Origin of the sequence: Uruburuella testudinis, from assembly GCF_022870865.1 — a bacterium.
Taxonomy (GTDB): domain Bacteria; phylum Pseudomonadota; class Gammaproteobacteria; order Burkholderiales; family Neisseriaceae; genus Neisseria; species Neisseria testudinis.
The window spans coordinates 1,852,479-1,869,485 of sequence record NZ_CP091508.1; the positions used below are offsets into that span (position 1 = coordinate 1,852,479).

Consider the following 17,007-nt stretch of genomic DNA (forward strand, 5'->3'; position numbering starts at 1 on the left):
TATCTTGCTGCGTTTTTTTTGCCTGGCATCTGCATTTTCAGGAACAAAAATCCCCTCATAAACAAATTGTCCGGACACCCTAGCAGCGCTTACCCGATGCCGATATCCAAACAGATAATTTCGCCGCACACCGCCTGCCCGGCATCGGTAAGATGCGCCGGCTTGTAGGCGGCAAAGGTATAAGTGATATCGGCGCAGAAAACATCAGCATCGGTTTCGGCAGTATCGCCGTTTAAGCCGGTGGGAATATCCAACGCGATTTTGAGGCCGTCTGAACGGTTGAGCAAACGGCAGCAGGCCGCCACTTCTGCCGGCAATTTGCCGCTGAAGCCGGTGCCGAATATGCCTTCGATAATGATGTCGCACCTTTGTTGCAGATATTCGGGCAGCGACTCGGCGGTTATAAAATCAACATCTGCCAACGGCAGCAGGCGGCGGCGGTTGGATTCGGCCAACTCGGATAATTCGCTGCCGAGCAAAAACACAATGCTGCAATGCCAGCCCTGCGCCTGCAAAATCCGCGCGATAACCAGGCCGTCGCCGCCGTTATTGCCTTTGCCGCATACCACCAGCCCCCGCCCCGGCTCTGGGTGGCGCTGCAAAATATCGGCGGCGGCCGCCCGGCCGGCATTTTCCATCAGCTGCTCAAAGCTGGTGCCGGCATCCACAGCCATTTGCTCGTGCCGGCGCATTTGTTCGGCAGTATAAACTTTCATACATTCCTCCGCAGTTCAGACGGCCTCAGGTTCACTGTGTTAATCATAGCGCAGACAGGTTGCGGAAATATGATAAAGCAGGCCGTCTGAAATTTATCCCCATTCACAACATTTATCTAACAGCGTGCTCGCTTCAGCTTACTTTTGTGAATGGGTATTATTCGTCGGCAGCGGCACGGCGTTCGATTTCTACCCCGACTTCGCGCACATTAGCCAAAATGCCCGGCTTGACCACGCGCACACGCACCCATACGGCGCCGAAATCCTGCAATACCAATTCGGCAATGTGTTCGGCCAGCGCTTCCAGCAGCAAAAAGCTTTGCTCGCGCAAGCTTTGGCGCACGGCTTCGCAGACATCGCCATAATGAATGGTGTCGTCGATATGGTCGGATTGTGCCGATTTTTCGGCCACGCCGATGTCCAGATCAATCAGCAGCGTTTGCATCTGCTCGCGCTCCCAGCCGTATACCCCGATAAGCGTATCGGCTTTCATGCCGTGCAAAAAGATTTTATCCATTTTGTTTTGCGCCGTTTCACGTTAGAATCACCGCTTCATTCTAAATCAAAAGTATTCGCAATGCTGCTAAATTTACTGGCCGTGCTGGCCGCTTATCTCATCGGTTCGCTTTCGTTTGCCGTTATCGTGTCGAAATTTTACGGCATGGACGACCCGCGCACTTACGGCTCGGGCAACCCGGGCGCCACCAACGTGCTGCGCAGCGGTAAGAAAAAAGCCGCGGCGCTCACACTTGTGGGCGATGCACTGAAAGGCCTGGCGGCAGTATGGCTGGCCAGAGCGCTGCAAGATTCGCTGGGGCTGGGCGATGCCACTGTTGCGGCGGTGGCGGTGGCGGCGTTGGTGGGGCATATGTGGCCGGTGTTTTTCAGCTTCAAAGGCGGTAAAGGCGTGGCAACGGCGCTGGGCGTGCTGCTGGCCTTATCGTGGCCGGTGGCGTTGGTGTGTGCGCTGGTGTGGCTGGTGATGGCGTTCGGCTTCAAGGTTTCATCGCTGGCGGCATTGGCGGCAACCGCGGTCAGCCCGGTGGCGGCTTATTTTTTAATGCCGCACCCCTCTTGGGTGTGGGCCACGCTGATCATCGCTCTGCTGGTTTTATTCCGTCATCAGAGCAATATCCGCAACCTGCTCAGCGGCAAAGAGGGTAAAATCGGCGAGAAAACCGAATAAGCGCCCTTGTTTTCCTGATAAACATATAGAAAAACTGCCATGAAAACACGCAAACCACTTTCAGACGGCCTGTTGAAAAAAAGCCTGGCCGTATCCGCCGTGCTGGCTTTGTCGGCCTGCTCGCTGGTGCAATATCAACCGCTGAAAACCATTTCCAAAGTGGATTTGAACAGCGGCTACCGGCTGCAAAAAGTGATGGACGAAAAACGCGACGCTGCCGAAAACGATATGCTGGTGGTGCTGATGTTTTCAGGCGGCGGCACCCGGGCGGCGGCATTGGGCTACGGTGTGCTGGAAGAGCTCAACAAGCAGAAAATCTGGGTAAACGGCAAAGAAAGCAGCCTGATCGAGCAAATCGACTTGGTTACCGGCGTGTCGGGCGGATCGGTGTTGGCCGCCTATTTTTCACTGCACGGCAAAGACACCATTCCCTCGTTCGAGCGCCGTTTTCTCAAGCAGAATTTCCAGCGCCAGGTGGCCAAACAAGTGTTTTCGGCGGCCAACCTGCCGCGGCTTACTTCGCCCGAATTCGGCCGCGGCGATTTGCTGCAAGAACAATTTGAAAGCAGCCTGTTTCGCAATGCCACATTCGGCGATTTGGAAAAACACCGCAAAGGGCCGTTTGTGATGATCAGCGCCACCGATATGTCGCGGGGCAGCCGTATTGACTTTACCCAAGAGTATTTCGATGCCATGTGCCTCGATTTATCAGCCTTACCGCTGGCACGCGCAGTGGCTGCATCCAGCGCCGTGCCGCTGGTGTTCGCGCCGATTACCTTAAACAATAACGGCGGTAACTGCGGCTACACCCTGCCCCGCGAAATCAAGCAGGCCGCCGAAACCGACCCCGACAAACTGCAAAGCAAAACCCGCCGCGAATTCGGCAACCGGCTGCAAGACTACAGCAACAGCAGCGAGCGGCCGTATATCCATCTTTTAGACGGCGGCCTCACCGATAATCTGGGCTTGCGCAGCCTGTTGGACACAACCGAAATCTATTCCGACAATATGGTTTACCGCCAATTTAACGACGGCACGGTCAACAAAATCGTGGTCATCAACGTCAATGCGCAAAACCAGCTGGCCAGCCAAATCGACCAAAGCGCGGCAGTGCCGGGCGTAACCGAGGTGCTGAATGCGATTATCAATATCCCCATCGACCAATATTCGCAAGAATCGCTGCGCCGCTTCCGTGCCTTTACCGACCGCTGGAACGAAGAAGCCCGCAGCAATAGCGGCCATGAAGTCAATATGTATTTCATCAGCCTCAACCTGCGCGATTTGCCTGAATCGCAATTGCGTGAAAACGTGCTCAATATTTCCACCAGCTTTTATCTGCCGGGCAATCATGTGAATGATTTGAAAGAATCTGCACGGGTGCTTTTGCGCCGCTCGAAAGAATACAACCGCCTGCTCGAAGCCTTGGCCGCCCCGCCTGCCGAACCGGAGCCGGTCTCCCAACCGGTTTGGTTTGTGGGCGAAGGCCCGGTGCAACCGCCCAGCCGTGAGCAGATGCAGGGTTATGATGCGCTGTTTGAAGCGGCCTCTGCTGTAGATTAGGGTGTCTGACCACACGTTGATGAAGGTGTTTTTGCTCCTGAAAACGCATCTGCCGGTTAACAAAATGATGATTAATAAAGAATGGTCGGAAAGCCTTAGGGTATTCCGACCATTCTTATCCTGATCATCGCCACCGCCATTATCGAATTGAAAAATGGCGGCACAGGGTATAGCTATGGCTTCACGCCGAATGCCCCATCCCCACTTTATTAAAACATTATTATTTTGCTTTATATCAAAAGGCCGTCTGAAAAAAGCTACCGGCCGGTGTTTTGCTGTTGCCCCGTTCCAAAAGAGAATTCTATAATTCAAGCAGTTTTGTTATTTTCTTTCCATCAGGATTCTCGCCATGAAACAATATATTCTCGACCCGAAAGCTCTGCTCGGCGGAGTAATTGCCCGCGACGACGACCAGGAGCTGGTGCAACTGGCCTTGCAAAAAGACAATGAAATTCCGCCTTATCAGAGCGATGCAATCATTTTATTAATCGTGCTCAACGGCAGTGCGCAGATTGTTACCGAACAAGAAAGCATTGAAACCCAAGGCCTGCAAGTGGTGCGCATCGAGCCGAACGAAACCCACAGCATCCGCGCGCTGGAGAACAACACCACCATTTTGGTATTCAAACAACTGACGCACGATTTGGTATTCAGCAAAAAATTGCGTTTCGGCAACTGCTGTCTGTAATACCCATTCACAAAAACAACCTAACGGCGTTGGCTTACCTTGCCATACTCGTTGCACTGCCTTCGATTCGCCGTCTTGTTTAACTTACTTTTGTGAAAGCGTATCAAATCTGCCGGACAAAAAAAGGCCGTCTGAAATGCTTTCAGACGGCCTTTTATAATAAAAATCAGATAGATGCGTTAACAAATGCCACCAATTGGCCTTTTGCCAGCGCACCCACTTTGGTGGCCACGTTTTTGCCGTCTTTAAACACCATCAGCGTGGGAATGCCGCGAACGCCGAATTGTGACGGAGTTTGCTCGTTTTCATCGATATTGATTTTAACCACTTTCAATTTACCGTCGAATTCGGCGGCCACTTCGTCCAGAATCGGGGCGATCATTTTGCAGGGACCGCACCACGGCGCCCAAAAATCCAGCAATACGGGTACGTCTGATTTCAATACGTCTTGTTCGAAAGAAGTGTCGGTGGCGTGTACGATTAAGTCGCTCATGGTATTTTCCTTATTAAAGTGAACGGGCAGAAAATGCCCATTCGGATGGATGACTTTCTGCATCTAGAATAGGGGTTTCGGGTGGAAATTTCAAGGGGCGGCATGCAGCAATAGTTTTTTCGTATAATCCGCATCAGGTTTGACAAACACTTTTTCCACTTCGCCGGCCTCTACCACACGCCCGTCTTTCAACACCAAAACGCGGTGCGACAGGGCGCGGATTACCGCCAAATCGTGGCTGATGATGATTAAGCTCAAGCCGTATCTGCGTTGCAGGCCGGCGAGCAGCTCCAGAATCTGCTGCTGCCACTGCACATCCAGCGCGCTGGTCGGCTCATCAAGCACCAACACTTGCGGGCGCACGATAATCGCCCGCGCAATCGCCAGCCGCTGTCGCTGGCCGCCGGAAAACGCATGCGGATAACGGCCTAAGATATCGTCGTCCAACCCCACCTGCCGCAATACCTCGCGCACCCGCTGCCGCATGGCCTCTTGGCTCATTTCCGGTTCATACACACGCAACGCTTCGGACACGATGTCAAACACATTCATGCGCGGATTAAACGCACCGAACGGGTCTTGAAACACCATTTGAACGGCACGCCGGCTTTCGGGCCGCCACGGTTTGCCGTTGATGTTCAGACGGCCTGTTGAAGGCATCAGCCGCATGATGGCTTTGGCCAATGTGGTTTTGCCGCTGCCGCTCTCGCCGATAATGCCCAGCGTTTCGCCCGCTTTCAAATCAAACGACAGCGGTTGCAACAATACCTTTTCGCGCTTTTTAAACCAACCTGCCCGCTCGACAACTGCCACGCTGATGTTTTCCGCGGCCAATACCGTTGCCGCCTCCTTCGGCAAGGTTTGCACCTGCCGTTTGGCGCCGATACCGAGCAGCATTTTGGTGTATTCGTGCTGTGGGTCGGCAAACACCGCCTCTGCGCTGCCCTGCTCCACAATCCGCCCGCCGCGCATCACCGCCACATCATCGGCAAAACGGCGCACCAAATTCAAATCATGGGTGATGTAGAGCATGGTCATATTGTGTTCGGCTTGCAGGCGCGACAACAAATCGAGAATCTGCGCCTGCACCGCCACATCCAGCGCCGTGGTCGGTTCGTCGGCAATCAACAGCTGCGGCTCGGCCGCCAGCGCCATCGCAATCATTGAGCGCTGGCGCTGGCCGCCCGAAAGCTCAAACGGATAAGCCAAGGCTTTTGCTTGCGGCTCATGAATGCCGGTTTGCTCCAGCAAAGCCACCGCCCGCTGCCACGCTTGTTTGGGCGGCAAACCCAAATGCAGCGTGAGCACTTCGGCAATCTGTTTGCCCACCCGCATCACCGGATTAAGCGCCGTCATCGGCTCTTGAAATACCATGCCGATGCTTTTGCCGCGCAGCTTTTGCAATTGGCGCGGCGTTTTATCGAGCAGGTTTTCGCCGTTAATTTTCAGACGGCCTGTAAACGATACCGCCGGATTAAGCTGCATAATCCCTTGCGCCAACACGGTTTTGCCGCTGCCGCTCTCCCCCACCACCGCCAGTTTGCGGCCGCGCCTGATGGTGAGGTTGATGTCGTGCAATACCTGTTTGCCGGGAAACGCGGCGTTGAGATTTTCGATTTCGAGGATATTCATAAGCACTTTATTTTCAGACGGCCTTGATTCAATGAATGGTGCTTTACTTATAGAAACGACAATTAAATAACTGCATTCTTTTCAATCAATCTAATTGTTTTTAAATAGAAATTAAAAAAATATTTTTAGAATTAAAATTGCCGAATCTATAGCAAACCGCAGATAAAAAAATCAACCGCTGCGCGTCCGCACATCAAATGCCTGCCGCAGCCCTTCACCAATCATCACCAGCAACAGCAGCATCAGCGTCAACGCACCCACGGCAGACAAGCCTATCCACCAAGCATCAAGATTATCCTTGCCCTGCGCCAGCAGTTCGCCCAAGCTGGCTTGTGAAGCAGGCACGCCCAAGCCCAAAAAGTCTAAGCTGGTGAGCGCCAATACTGCGCCTGAAATCCGAAACGGCAAAAATGCCAGCACCGGCGTGAGGCTGTTGGGCAGAATATGCCGCCACATAATCGTGCGGTCAGCCACGCCCATGCTTTTGGCCGCGAGCACATAATCAGCCTGGCGGTTTTTCAAAAACTCGGCGCGCACATAGTCTGATAAACCCATCCAGCCAAACAGCGCCAGTATCGCCAGCAACACCAGCAGGCCGGGGTTGAAAAAAGATGAGAGGATAATCAGCAGGTAAAGCTCCGGCAAGCCGCCCCAGATTTCCAAAAAACGCTGCATCAGCAAATCAACCTTACCGCCGAAATAACCCTGCACCGCTCCGGCAAACACGCCGATTATTGTGGTGACGGCGGTGAGCGCTAAGGCAAACAAGAGCGAATCGCGAAAGCCGTACACCAAGCGCGCCAACACATCGCGGCCGCGGTCGTCGGTGCCGAGCCAATGCTGTCGGGAAGGAGAGGCAGGGTCGGGTTGGGTGTCGAAATCATTAAGGGTGTTGGCGGCATAAGGATTGGGCGGATACACGGCATGGTTGCCGTCTGAAGTGATGTTGCGGCTGATCAGCGGATCGAGATAGTCGGCGGGGGTGTCGAAATCGCCGCCGAACGCGGTTTCATGATAATTTTTCAGCAGCGGAAAATAATAGCTGCCCTGATAGCTCACCCATAAAGGTTTGTCGTTGCTCCACAAAGGCGCCAGCAATGCCAGCGCAAACAATACGGCCAGCAAACGCAATGCCCGCATGCCGCGTTTATGTTGTTTGAACGCCTGCCAGGCAGATGTAGGAGAATGGTTTGGCTGCATGAATCTTAACTTTATGGTTGAGGCCGTCTGAAAACTTATTTCTGTCCGCCGAAATGAATGCGCGGGTCGACCCACGAATAGGAAATGTCCGACAATAATTTCGCCAACAAGCCCATCAAGGTAAACACATACAGCGTGCCCATCACCACCGGATAATCGCGCTTCATCACCGCTTCGTAGGAAAGCAGGCCTAAGCCGTCGAGCGAAAACAGGGTTTCAATCAAAATGCTGCCGGTGAAAAACGCGCCGATAAAAGCGGCGGGAAAGCCGGTAATCAATGGAATCATGGCGTTGCGGAACACGTGTTTCAGCAAAATCTGCCGCTCCGGCAAGCCTTTGGCGCGCGCGGTGTAAACGTATTGGCGGCGGATTTCTTCGAGAAACACGTTTTTGGTGAGCACCGTCATCACCGCCAGATTGCCCGCCACCGAAGCAGTTACCGGCAGCACCATATGCCAGAGGTAATCTTTAATCCGCATCGGCCAGCTCATTGCCTGCCAATCGTCGCTCACCAATCCGCCCTGCGGAAACCACGAAAAAAAGCTGCCGCCGCCAAACAAAACCAACAGCACCAGCCCGAGCACAAACGGCGGAATGGTGTAGCCCACCAAAATTACCATGCCGGTGGCCGCATCAAAGCGCGAGCCGTCACGCACCGCTTTCATAATGCCCAGCGGAATACAAATAAGATAAGTGAGGAAAAACGTCCACAAGCCCAAACTCATCGACACCGGCATTTTCTGCTTCACCAGCTCAAACACGGTTTGATGGTGGAAAAAACTCTCGCCCAAATCAAAACGAGCAAAACGGGCAACCATATCGGTGAAGCGCTCCAGCGGCGGTTTGTCGAAGCCGTAGAGCGTATTGAGTGCGGCCAAATCTTCCGCACTGATGCGGGCGCGCCCCTGCCCCATACCGCCGCCCTGCACCGCCGTTTCAGCACCGGGCGTGCCGCCGCTGAGCTGCTGCACCATCTGCTCCACCGGCCCGCCGGGCACAAACTGGATGATGGCGAAAGTAATCGCCAAAATACCCAGCAAGGTGGGAATCAGCAGCAACAAGCGTTGGAAGATATAGCGCCACATAGGGTTCGGCTTTCGGTATGTCAATCTATTTGATATATGTTAGCAAACATTGAGGCCGTCTGAAACCACAACGGCTTTCAGACGGCCTTTTTAATGGGATGGCAGAAGGCTGACAGACAAATCCACTCCTACACAAACAAGTCGCTTCTGCCGGTCGATGCTCAAATTGAATATTCCCAACCACATGGCAATGATTTGAAATTTCAGAGCAATCATACGATTTGACGAATACAAGTATCCGGGCTGCACCGTTTTGGTGAATGGGTTTCAGACGGCCTCAAATAATGATGACATAACGGATTCGGCCATTCAGGTGAATGATAAAATCTGTTATTTTAAACGCATATACTTATTTCGACAGCACAAAAAACTCAATCAATACGTTTTTGAAAATAAAACCGAATACCCCCAAGCCCAACACCAAAAACAGAATAAAAGTGCCAAACTTGCCGGCTTTGGATTCTTTACCCAAATGCCAAACAATAAAGCCCAAAAAAATAATCAAAACCGTCAGGCAGATTTTCAATGCCCATTCGGAAAATACTGCTTCATCCATAATCTTTCCTTATCACACAATTATTTCAGACGGCCTGTTATACCCATTCACAAAAATAATCTAACGGCGTTGGCTCGCCTTGTCGTACATGTGTACTGTCTTCAGCTCGCCGCCTTGCCAGCTTACTGTTGTGAATGGGTATTATTCTACAGCAGGCCGTCTGAAAGCTTATTTTCCGCATTCAAGCCAAAGCCTGTTTTAAATCCTCAATCAAATCATCGGCATGCTCCAAACCGATGGAAAGGCGGATCAAGCCCGGGCGGATGCCGGCTGCTTCTTTGGCTTCGGCACTCATTTTGCCGTGCGTCGTCGTCCACGGGTGGGTGATGGTGGAGCGGGCATCGCCGAGATTGGCCGTGCGCGAAAAAATTTCTACAGAATCAATAACTTTCCATGCCACATCTTGGCCGCCGTCTACTTCAAACGCCACCACAATACCGCCGGCGGTTTGCTGTTTTTTCACCAAATCGGCTTGCGGATGATCACCGAAACCGGCGTGATACACATTCAGCACCTGCGGCTGCCCACGCAGCCAGGCCGCCACTTTATCGGCATTGGCGCATTGCCGTTCGATGCGCGGCGACAGGGTTTCCAGCCCGCCGAGCAACACCCAGGCATGAAACGGCGCCATCGACAAACCGCCGGCGTTCATATACATCTGCACCTGTTTCATCAATTCGGCATTACCCACCACCACCCCGCCCTGCACGCGCCCTTGACCGTCGATTGCTTTAGTAGCCGAATGCAGTGAGATATCCGCGCCCAGCGCCAGCGGTTTTTGCAGCAAGGGGGTCAGGAAGGTATTGTCCACGGTTAAAAGCGCGCCGGCATCATGGGCGATTTGCGCCAAGGCTTCCAAATCGGCAACTTCATTGAGCGGGTTGGAGGGTGTTTCGAGAAACAACATTTTTGTGTTCGGCTTCACGGCCGCGCGCCATTCGGCCAAATCGGTTTGCGACACATAGCTCACTTCGATGCCGAAGCGCTTGATGTGGTTGTCAATCAAATTGATGGTGGTGCCGAACAGGCTGCGGCTGCAAATCAGATGGTCGCCCGCGCTCAAAAAGGTGAGCAAGGCCGCCTGAATCGCCGACATGCCCGTGCCGGTAGCAACAGCGTGTTCGCCGCCTTCCAGCATCGCCACGCGTTTGGCAAAAGTGGCGGTGGTGGGATTGGCGGTGCGGCTGTAGGTGTAGCCTGATTTCTGGCCGGAAAACAATGCGGCGGCATCGGCGGCGGTGGGCCACATAAAACTACTGGTGAGAAACAGCGCCTGATTGTGTTCGTTGTATTCGGTTTGCTCTTTAAAGCCGCGGATGGCGAGGGTTTCGGGGTGGAGTGTTTTGCTCATGGTGTTTTCCGTAAATTCAGTCGGGGCGGCAGATGCTGAATCTGCCTGAAAATATCGTTAACATTTTGCGCTTATTCGGAGCTGCTTTCAACCACCTGCGCCGGATTGATGCAAATTTGCCGATATCTATAGTGGAATGAAGAAAAAAGTCATACAAGGCAACAGGCCGCAGACAGTACAGCCGCTATGACAAGACAAGGCGCTGCAATGCCGCCGCACTTTTTTCATTTCACCATGTTTATCCAAGCCAGCGGGAAAAGCGGTAAACACCCTATAGAAACGGCAATTAAACAACTGCATTCTTTTCAATCAATCCAATTGTTTTTAAATAGAAATTAATAAAATATTTTTAGAATTAAAATTACCGAATCTATAGTGATTTAAAACCTTTGCAAAATCTTTGTCGGGCCGGCAAACATCTCTATATCTTATAAATGAGCATGATTGACAACCGAAGTGCCACGGCTAAACATAAGGCCGTCTGAAAACAATTTTCAGACGGCCTTCAATATATAGGCGCTTATTTCACCAGGTTTTTCAATACCAACGAAGCCAAATCGTCTAAGCCGAAGCCGTCGGCATCTTGGGCAGTGCCGTTGGGCGTGGCGCTGTCAACCAGATTAGGCAGGTATTGTGCCAACAAATCGCCGGCCTGCTGACCGCTCATGCCGAACTTGCCGGCCAATTGGTCGATCACACCGCCGCCGAGTGCCGACTGCAAATCATTGCCGGATACGCTCTGATTGGCGCTGTTGCTGGAAATCCAACTTTCCAACGCACCGCCCAAGCCGCCCTGCTGCAACTGATTGATCAGATTGCCCACACCGCCGTTTTGGCGCACCAGCTCCATCACCATCGCAATCGCATCATTTTGCTGGCCGCCTTGGCCGTTTTGATTGCCGAGCGCCGAAGCGGCTGCATTAATTAAACTGTCCATCAAAGCCATAATGTGTTGCTCCTTAATCCAAGTATAAAAGCATGTGTTCAAACAGCCGTGAGTGTAGGCAAAGCCGGCAGATTCTGCATCTGTTTTAACCTGATTTAATCATCATCCGTTGGAAACAACCGCCAGGCTGCGCAGATTTGCCGTCTTGTCTGCAGGCTTTTATCAATAGGCATCCCATATAAAGGCCGTCTGAAAAGCTGCTGCATACTTTCAGACGGCCTCAAAATCAAGATTGCCCTTCTTCACGGCCATTGAAATATTCCGCCGCGCCGCCGTCAAAAAAACCTTGCAAAATAGCCTGCGCCGCCACCTGATCAAGCACCGTTTTTTGCTTTTTGCCAAACACCTGCGCTTCAGCCAGCAAGCTTTCGGCGTATAACGACGACATGCGTTCGTCCACCCAATACACCGGCAGATTGAAACGCCCGTGCAGACGACGGCCGAATTTGCGGCTCAAGCGCGTCAGCTCGTGCTCGGTGCCGTCGGCATGTGTGGGCAGCCCCACCACCAACTGCCGGGGCTGCCATTCGCGCACCAACACGGCAATGGCTTCAAATTTTACCTCATTATTCTGGCCGCTTACCGTCGCCAGCGGGTGCACAATGCCCACTTCTGCATCGCCCTCGGCCACGCCGATACGCGCTTCGCCGAAATCAAACGCCAGTGTCGTGCCCGTTGGCGCTTTATGCACGGCCGGCTCCCTGCAACAGATTGGGGTTGATGCCGATTTTGGCAAACGCGGCATCGTAGCGCTGCGCATAAGGCAGATCAAACAAAATATGGGTATCCGCCGGCACGGTCAGCCAGGCATTTTGTGCCAATTCTTTTTCCAGCTGTCCGCCTTCCCAACTGGCATAGCCGATACTCACCACCGCTTTTTCTACCGCACCGGGCTTGGCCAGGCTTTCAATAATATCGCGTGAAGTGGTGAGCGCCACCTCGTCATTAATCAGCAGGCTGCTCTGCCACGAGCCCACCGGCGTATGCACCACATAGCCGCGGTCAATCTGCACCGGCCCGCCCATCATCACCCATTCGTTTTGAAAACGTTCGGGAATATCCGCATCGGCCGCCGCAAAAATCAAATCCATTGTGACCGGCGAAGGCTTGTTGACCACAATGCCCATAGCCCCTTCTTCATTATGCTGGCACATGTAAATCACACTGCCCTCAAAAAAAGGGTCGTCCATCGACGGCATTGCCACCAAGAAATGGTCTGCTAAATTCATATCAAAATATCTCTCTCGTCAATGCACCGTAAATAAGGGCAAATACCGTTTTTACAAGCCGCTGCAAGCCCGGCAGACAGCAATGTTTCAGACGGCCTGCCAATCCAGTATAATCACCACATCCAATCGTTAAGCAGATGCACCGCCATGCCGTTCAAACCCTTGCTGCTGGCCGTTTCACTAGGCCTTTCTTTCCCCGCTGCCGCCGCCCCCGAAGCCGGAGCCGCACCGGTTACCGGTGATTTGCAGGAAATCCAAAAAGCCATCAATGCCGCCCAAAGCGATCTGAAAGAAAAACAGGCCGCCCAAAAAAACGCCCGCCAAACGCTCGACCAAACCCGCGCCGCGCTGGCCAAAGCACAACAAGAGCTGGCCGCCGTCAACCGCCAACAGCGTGATACCTGGCAAAAACTGCAAACGCTGCAAACCGAATTAGGCCGTCTGAAAACCGAAGTGGCCGGCACCAAAGCACAAGTGGCGCGGTTGCTGGCCGGGCATTATAAAAACCGCCAGCCCAACGCCGTGATGCTGTTTTTAAAAAATGCCGAACCCGGCCAAAAAGCGCGCTATCTGCAATACGCCCGCTACATCCATCAGGCCAACGAAAAAGTGATCGCCGAGCTGGTGCAGCAACAGCAGGCACTGGCGCAGCAAGAAAGTGCCATCGACGGCGAACTGGCACGGCTCAACCGACTCAAAACCCAGAAACAAGCCGCACTCAACAAACTCGGCCGCAGCCATTCTGCCGCACAAAGCGAAAGCAGCCGGCTGAGTGCCCAAATCGAAAACCAAACCAAACGCATCGCCTCACTGCGGGCCGACGAACAACGGCTCAACACACTCTTGGCCGATATCGCCAAACGCAACGCGCAAAAACGCAAACAAGAAGCCGCCGCGCGCACAAAAGCCGCCCAAGCCCGCATTGCCGCCGCCAATAAAGCCCGCGCCGAACAAGCCAAAAAGCAGCAAAACGCCAAAAACAGCGCGCAAACTGCCAAACCCAAAACACCCCCCCCCCGCTCCACCCTCACCGCCGAAGACCGCGCATTGCAGCCGCCATCTGAAATTCAAGTCGGCAACAGCGGCTTCAGTGCCATGCAAGGCCGTTTGCGCCGCCCCATCGGCGGCAGCATCAACGGCCGCTTCGGGCAAGCGCGCGCCGGCGGCGGCACATGGAAAGGCGTATTTTTTGCCACCGCGCCCGCTGCGGTGCAAAGCATTGCCGCCGGCACCGTAGCGCATACCGGCCCTTTGAGCGGCTACGGCAATATCGTGGTTATCGACCACGGCAACGACTATGTCAGCGTTTATTCCGGCCTGAGCAACATTTCAGCCGCAGCGGGCAGCAACATTGCCGCAGGCCGCACCATCGGCCGCAGCGGCAGCCTGCCCACGGGCGAACAAGGGCTTTATCTGGAAATCCGCTACCGCGGCCAGCCGATGAACCCGCTCTCATGGCTGCGCTGAACCCTATCGCTGTTCAACTTAACCATCCGAACACCTGTTAACAATATTTTTACCCGAATACAGTTGCCCGCCCCCGATAAATCACATAAAGTGCCGAAATCACAAACACAGGCCGTCTGAAAGCCTGGGCAAGAAGAAAGAGAAAGCAAAACAATGGCAAAATCCACTTTGAAAAAAGTCGCCCTTTACACGCTTGGCGCTTTCAGCGGCGTATTGCTCAGCTTGAGCGTGCAAGGTTATGCCGCCGGCAAAGACCAAGCCGATCAAGCCTTGCCGGTGCAGTCGATCCGCACCATGGCTGAAGTATACGGCCAGATTAAAGCCAATTACTATCAAGACAAATCTGATGACGACTTGCTCGAAGGCGCCATGAAAGGCATGGTTGCCGGGCTTGATCCGCATTCCGAATACATGACCAGCAAAGACTATGCCGACCTGAAAGAATCCACTACCGGCGAATTCGGCGGCTTGGGCATGGAAGTGGGCGCTGAAGACGGCTTTATCAAAGTGGTTGCCCCCATTGAAGACACCCCCGCCGAACGCGCCGGCGTGAAAAGCGGCGATTTGATTGTGAAAATCGACGGCGCATCCACACGCGGCATGAGCGTGAGCGAGGCAGTGAAAACCATGCGCGGCAAGCCCGGCACCGACATCACCCTCACCCTTTCACGCAAAGACGCCGACAAACCGATTGTCATCAAAATCACCCGCGCCATCATCAAAGTAAAAAGCGTCCGCCACCACCTGCTTGAGCCCGGTTACGGCTATATCCGCATCAGCCAGTTTCAAGAACGCACCGTGCAGGCGCTCAACGAAGCCGCCCGTGCGCTCGAAACCGAAAACAAAGGCCCGCTTACCGGCCTGGTCATCGACTTGCGTGACGACCCCGGCGGCCTCTTAAACGGCGCCGTAGGCGTATCCGCCGCCTTTTTACCGCCCGACGCCACCGTGGTCAGCACCAAAGGCCGTGACGGCAAAGACGGCATGACCTTAAAAGCCGTGCCCGAAGACTATATGATCAGCTCCGGCCGCGACCCGCTCTCCGGCCTGCCTGCCGAGCTGAAAACCATCCCGATTACCGTATTGATTAACTCCGGCTCCGCTTCCGCCTCCGAAATCGTAGCCGGCGCACTGCAAGACCACAAACGCGCCGTCGTGGTAGGCACCCAGAGCTTCGGCAAAGGCTCGGTGCAAACCGTGTTGCCGCTTTCCAACGGCAGTGCCGTCAAGCTCACCACCGCGCTTTACTACACCCCCAACGACCGCTCCATTCAAGCGCAAGGCATCGTACCGGATGTAGAAGTCAAAGACAAAAACCGCCTGTTTGAAAGCCGCGAAGCCGATTTGCTCGGCCATATCGGCAACCCGCTCGGCGGCAGTGAAGTCAACGGTGGCTTCTTCGAGCCCGAAACACCGGCTGCCGACGAAAAAACCGATAAAGAGCAAGAAGACGACATTATCGCCCGCCGCACACCCAATCCGGCCAAAGACGACCAGCTCCGAAAAGCATTAGAGCTGCTGAAAAGCCCTGCCGAATGGCAAAAATCACTCGGCCTGGCCACCACCAAACCGGCACCTAAAAAAGAAGATAAAAAAGCAGACGAATAAAACCACTCTGCCTGGCTTCGAATGAAACAAACCGTAGTAAAGAGGCCGTCTGAACAAACTAATGTTCAGACGGCCTTGGTTTATATCCGTCAGCCGACCAGGCGGCAAACCAAATACAATACACATACGCAACCCGCAAAGCGGGAGCAGAATAATACCCAACCACAAAAATTACCTAACAGCGCAGGCCCGCCTTGCCGCACTAAGGTGTCCTAACCATTCAGAATGACTCAGATTTTTTTGCGATAAAAGTACAAATGCAAGGCAAAAAACGCAGCAAGATTGGGCATTTTGCGAGGCTTTTAACGCAGCAGATGTGCTTTTAGCGCAAAAAAGATGATGATATATGAATGGTCAGGACGCCCTAGTCGTACTGTCTTCGGCTCGCTGCCTTGGTTAGCCTACTTTTGTAAATGGGCATAACGCCTGAAAATTGCTTTCAGAATAGACATGAAAGCACAACAGCCGCCAATACCGATATAAATTATTTTACGATTCAAATCATTACCACCAAACCGCTAAAAAGCACCCGCCAAAGCATTGACACTTTCCAGCGCGCCGCTATAATACACGCTTCTTCCCTGATAGCTCAGTCGGTAGAGCGACGGACTGTTAATCCGCAGGTCCCTGGTTCGAGCCCAGGTCGGGGAGCCAAATCAATAAAAAAGCCCGAACTACCGGTTCGGGCTTTTTTACATTCCCAACATTTCCCATCCGATTAATTACAAACAATCAACAACAAGCTTTTCAGCGCAACGGCTAATCTGCCAAATACCAAATACCAATAAATCACACTAATTTCAGCTTCATAATTGAAATTAAATGGCAAATTACATCAAAACAAAATTTATCGCCATAATTTACATATCCAATGCTTGCAATGATAACCGTTAGTATTTATATTAACACCTACGAATAAGACTAAATCTCATTATATGAGTGCAGCACATTATTTTAGGAGCACACCATGTTTGTATGCATCTGCAATGCCATTACCGACCGCCAAATTCAAGAAACCGTTGCCGCCGGCGCCTCAACATTGAGCGATTTGCAAGCACAATTGGGCGTGGCTACTTGTTGCGGCTGTTGCAGCGATTTGGCCTCTTCTTATCTCACCACTGCCAACCAAAACACCCAAACCGCCATTACTGCCGGTATCCGCGTACAAAGCTGACCTTATCCGCCCTATTTCCAACCAGGCCGTCTGAATGTTTTTTCAGACGGCCTGTGTGATTTTACCGATATCATCAATCTGGCTGCGTGATTTATGATATAGTTTTTATGCATATC

General features: G+C 53.0%; 17 protein-coding genes and 1 tRNA gene. 7 read left to right on the forward strand and 11 right to left on the reverse strand.

Going from position 1 to position 17,007, the window contains the following annotated elements; genetic code table 11:
• Nucleotides 1-89: 89 nt before the first annotated feature.
• Complete coding sequence (locus LVJ83_RS08455; protein WP_244784082.1) at nucleotides 90-716, reverse strand: NAD(P)H-hydrate epimerase; 627 nt, start codon at nucleotides 714-716, stop codon at nucleotides 90-92.
• 157 nt (nucleotides 717-873) lie between these two features.
• Nucleotides 874-1,233 carry a dihydroneopterin aldolase gene (gene folB, locus LVJ83_RS08460; protein ID WP_244784083.1) on the reverse strand — a complete coding sequence of 120 codons (360 nt, stop codon included), beginning with the start codon at nucleotides 1,231-1,233 and terminating at the stop codon, nucleotides 874-876.
• Between the two features lie 60 nt (nucleotides 1,234-1,293).
• Here folB and plsY point away from each other — a divergent pair, with 60 nt between their 5' ends.
• The 3 genes from plsY to LVJ83_RS08475 all read left to right on the forward strand — a co-directional run bounded on the left by plsY (nucleotide 1,294) and on the right by LVJ83_RS08475 (nucleotide 4,150).
• Nucleotides 1,294-1,902, forward strand: coding sequence for a glycerol-3-phosphate 1-O-acyltransferase PlsY (plsY, locus tag LVJ83_RS08465; protein ID WP_425315995.1), 609 nt, complete (start codon nucleotides 1,294-1,296; stop codon nucleotides 1,900-1,902).
• A 39-nt stretch (nucleotides 1,903-1,941) separates the two neighbouring features.
• A complete protein-coding gene (locus LVJ83_RS08470) occupies nucleotides 1,942-3,462 on the forward strand; it encodes a patatin-like phospholipase family protein (RefSeq protein ID WP_244784084.1) in 1,521 nt (506 codons plus the stop codon).
• Between the two features lie 349 nt (nucleotides 3,463-3,811).
• Nucleotides 3,812-4,150: a cupin domain-containing protein gene (locus tag LVJ83_RS08475; protein WP_244784085.1), complete on the forward strand. Its 339-nt coding sequence runs from the start codon at nucleotides 3,812-3,814 to the stop codon at nucleotides 4,148-4,150.
• A gap of 166 nt (nucleotides 4,151-4,316) precedes the next feature.
• On the opposite strand, the gene trxA is transcribed toward LVJ83_RS08475, so the two are convergent.
• The 9 genes from trxA to LVJ83_RS08520 all read right to left on the reverse strand — a co-directional run bounded on the left by trxA (nucleotide 4,317) and on the right by LVJ83_RS08520 (nucleotide 12,642).
• A complete protein-coding gene (gene trxA / locus LVJ83_RS08480) occupies nucleotides 4,317-4,643 on the reverse strand; it encodes a thioredoxin TrxA (RefSeq protein WP_244784086.1) in 327 nt (108 codons plus the stop codon).
• A gap of 90 nt (nucleotides 4,644-4,733) precedes the next feature.
• A complete protein-coding gene (locus LVJ83_RS08485) occupies nucleotides 4,734-6,281 on the reverse strand; it encodes an ABC transporter ATP-binding protein (protein WP_244784087.1) in 1,548 nt (515 codons plus the stop codon).
• 165 nt (nucleotides 6,282-6,446) lie between these two features.
• Nucleotides 6,447-7,475 carry an ABC transporter permease gene (locus LVJ83_RS08490; RefSeq protein ID WP_244784088.1) on the reverse strand — a complete coding sequence of 343 codons (1,029 nt, stop codon included), beginning with the start codon at nucleotides 7,473-7,475 and terminating at the stop codon, nucleotides 6,447-6,449.
• 35 nt (nucleotides 7,476-7,510) lie between these two features.
• A complete protein-coding gene (locus tag LVJ83_RS08495; RefSeq protein WP_244784089.1) occupies nucleotides 7,511-8,560 on the reverse strand; it encodes an ABC transporter permease subunit in 1,050 nt (349 codons plus the stop codon).
• A 349-nt stretch (nucleotides 8,561-8,909) separates the two neighbouring features.
• Nucleotides 8,910-9,116 (reverse strand): DUF2788 domain-containing protein, encoded by a 207-nt coding sequence (locus tag LVJ83_RS08500; RefSeq protein WP_244784090.1) that lies wholly within the window; start codon nucleotides 9,114-9,116, stop codon nucleotides 8,910-8,912.
• 181 nt (nucleotides 9,117-9,297) lie between these two features.
• Nucleotides 9,298-10,467, reverse strand: coding sequence for an O-succinylhomoserine sulfhydrylase (gene metZ / locus LVJ83_RS08505; protein WP_244784091.1), 1,170 nt, complete (start codon nucleotides 10,465-10,467; stop codon nucleotides 9,298-9,300).
• Nucleotides 10,468-10,987: 520 nt separating this feature from the next.
• Nucleotides 10,988-11,413: a YidB family protein gene (locus LVJ83_RS08510; protein ID WP_244784092.1), complete on the reverse strand. Its 426-nt coding sequence runs from the start codon at nucleotides 11,411-11,413 to the stop codon at nucleotides 10,988-10,990.
• 226 nt (nucleotides 11,414-11,639) lie between these two features.
• A complete protein-coding gene (gene ruvX / locus LVJ83_RS08515; RefSeq protein WP_244784093.1) occupies nucleotides 11,640-12,104 on the reverse strand; it encodes a Holliday junction resolvase RuvX in 465 nt (154 codons plus the stop codon).
• A complete protein-coding gene (locus LVJ83_RS08520) occupies nucleotides 12,097-12,642 on the reverse strand; it encodes a YqgE/AlgH family protein (RefSeq protein WP_244784094.1) in 546 nt (181 codons plus the stop codon). The genes ruvX and LVJ83_RS08520 overlap by 8 nt, the downstream gene beginning before the upstream one ends.
• 147 nt (nucleotides 12,643-12,789) lie before the next feature.
• Between LVJ83_RS08520 and LVJ83_RS08525 the strand changes: the two genes are divergently transcribed.
• From LVJ83_RS08525 to LVJ83_RS08540, 4 genes are all read left to right on the forward strand, one after another.
• Nucleotides 12,790-14,109 carry a murein hydrolase activator EnvC family protein gene (locus tag LVJ83_RS08525; protein WP_244784095.1) on the forward strand — a complete coding sequence of 440 codons (1,320 nt, stop codon included), beginning with the start codon at nucleotides 12,790-12,792 and terminating at the stop codon, nucleotides 14,107-14,109.
• A gap of 153 nt (nucleotides 14,110-14,262) precedes the next feature.
• Nucleotides 14,263-15,717: a S41 family peptidase gene (locus LVJ83_RS08530; protein WP_244784096.1), complete on the forward strand. Its 1,455-nt coding sequence runs from the start codon at nucleotides 14,263-14,265 to the stop codon at nucleotides 15,715-15,717.
• A gap of 578 nt (nucleotides 15,718-16,295) precedes the next feature.
• Nucleotides 16,296-16,371 (forward strand) — tRNA-Asn (locus LVJ83_RS08535).
• Nucleotides 16,372-16,684: 313 nt separating this feature from the next.
• Complete coding sequence (locus tag LVJ83_RS08540; protein ID WP_244784097.1) at nucleotides 16,685-16,891, forward strand: (2Fe-2S)-binding protein; 207 nt, start codon at nucleotides 16,685-16,687, stop codon at nucleotides 16,889-16,891.
• Nucleotides 16,892-17,007: the final 116 nt, after the last annotated feature.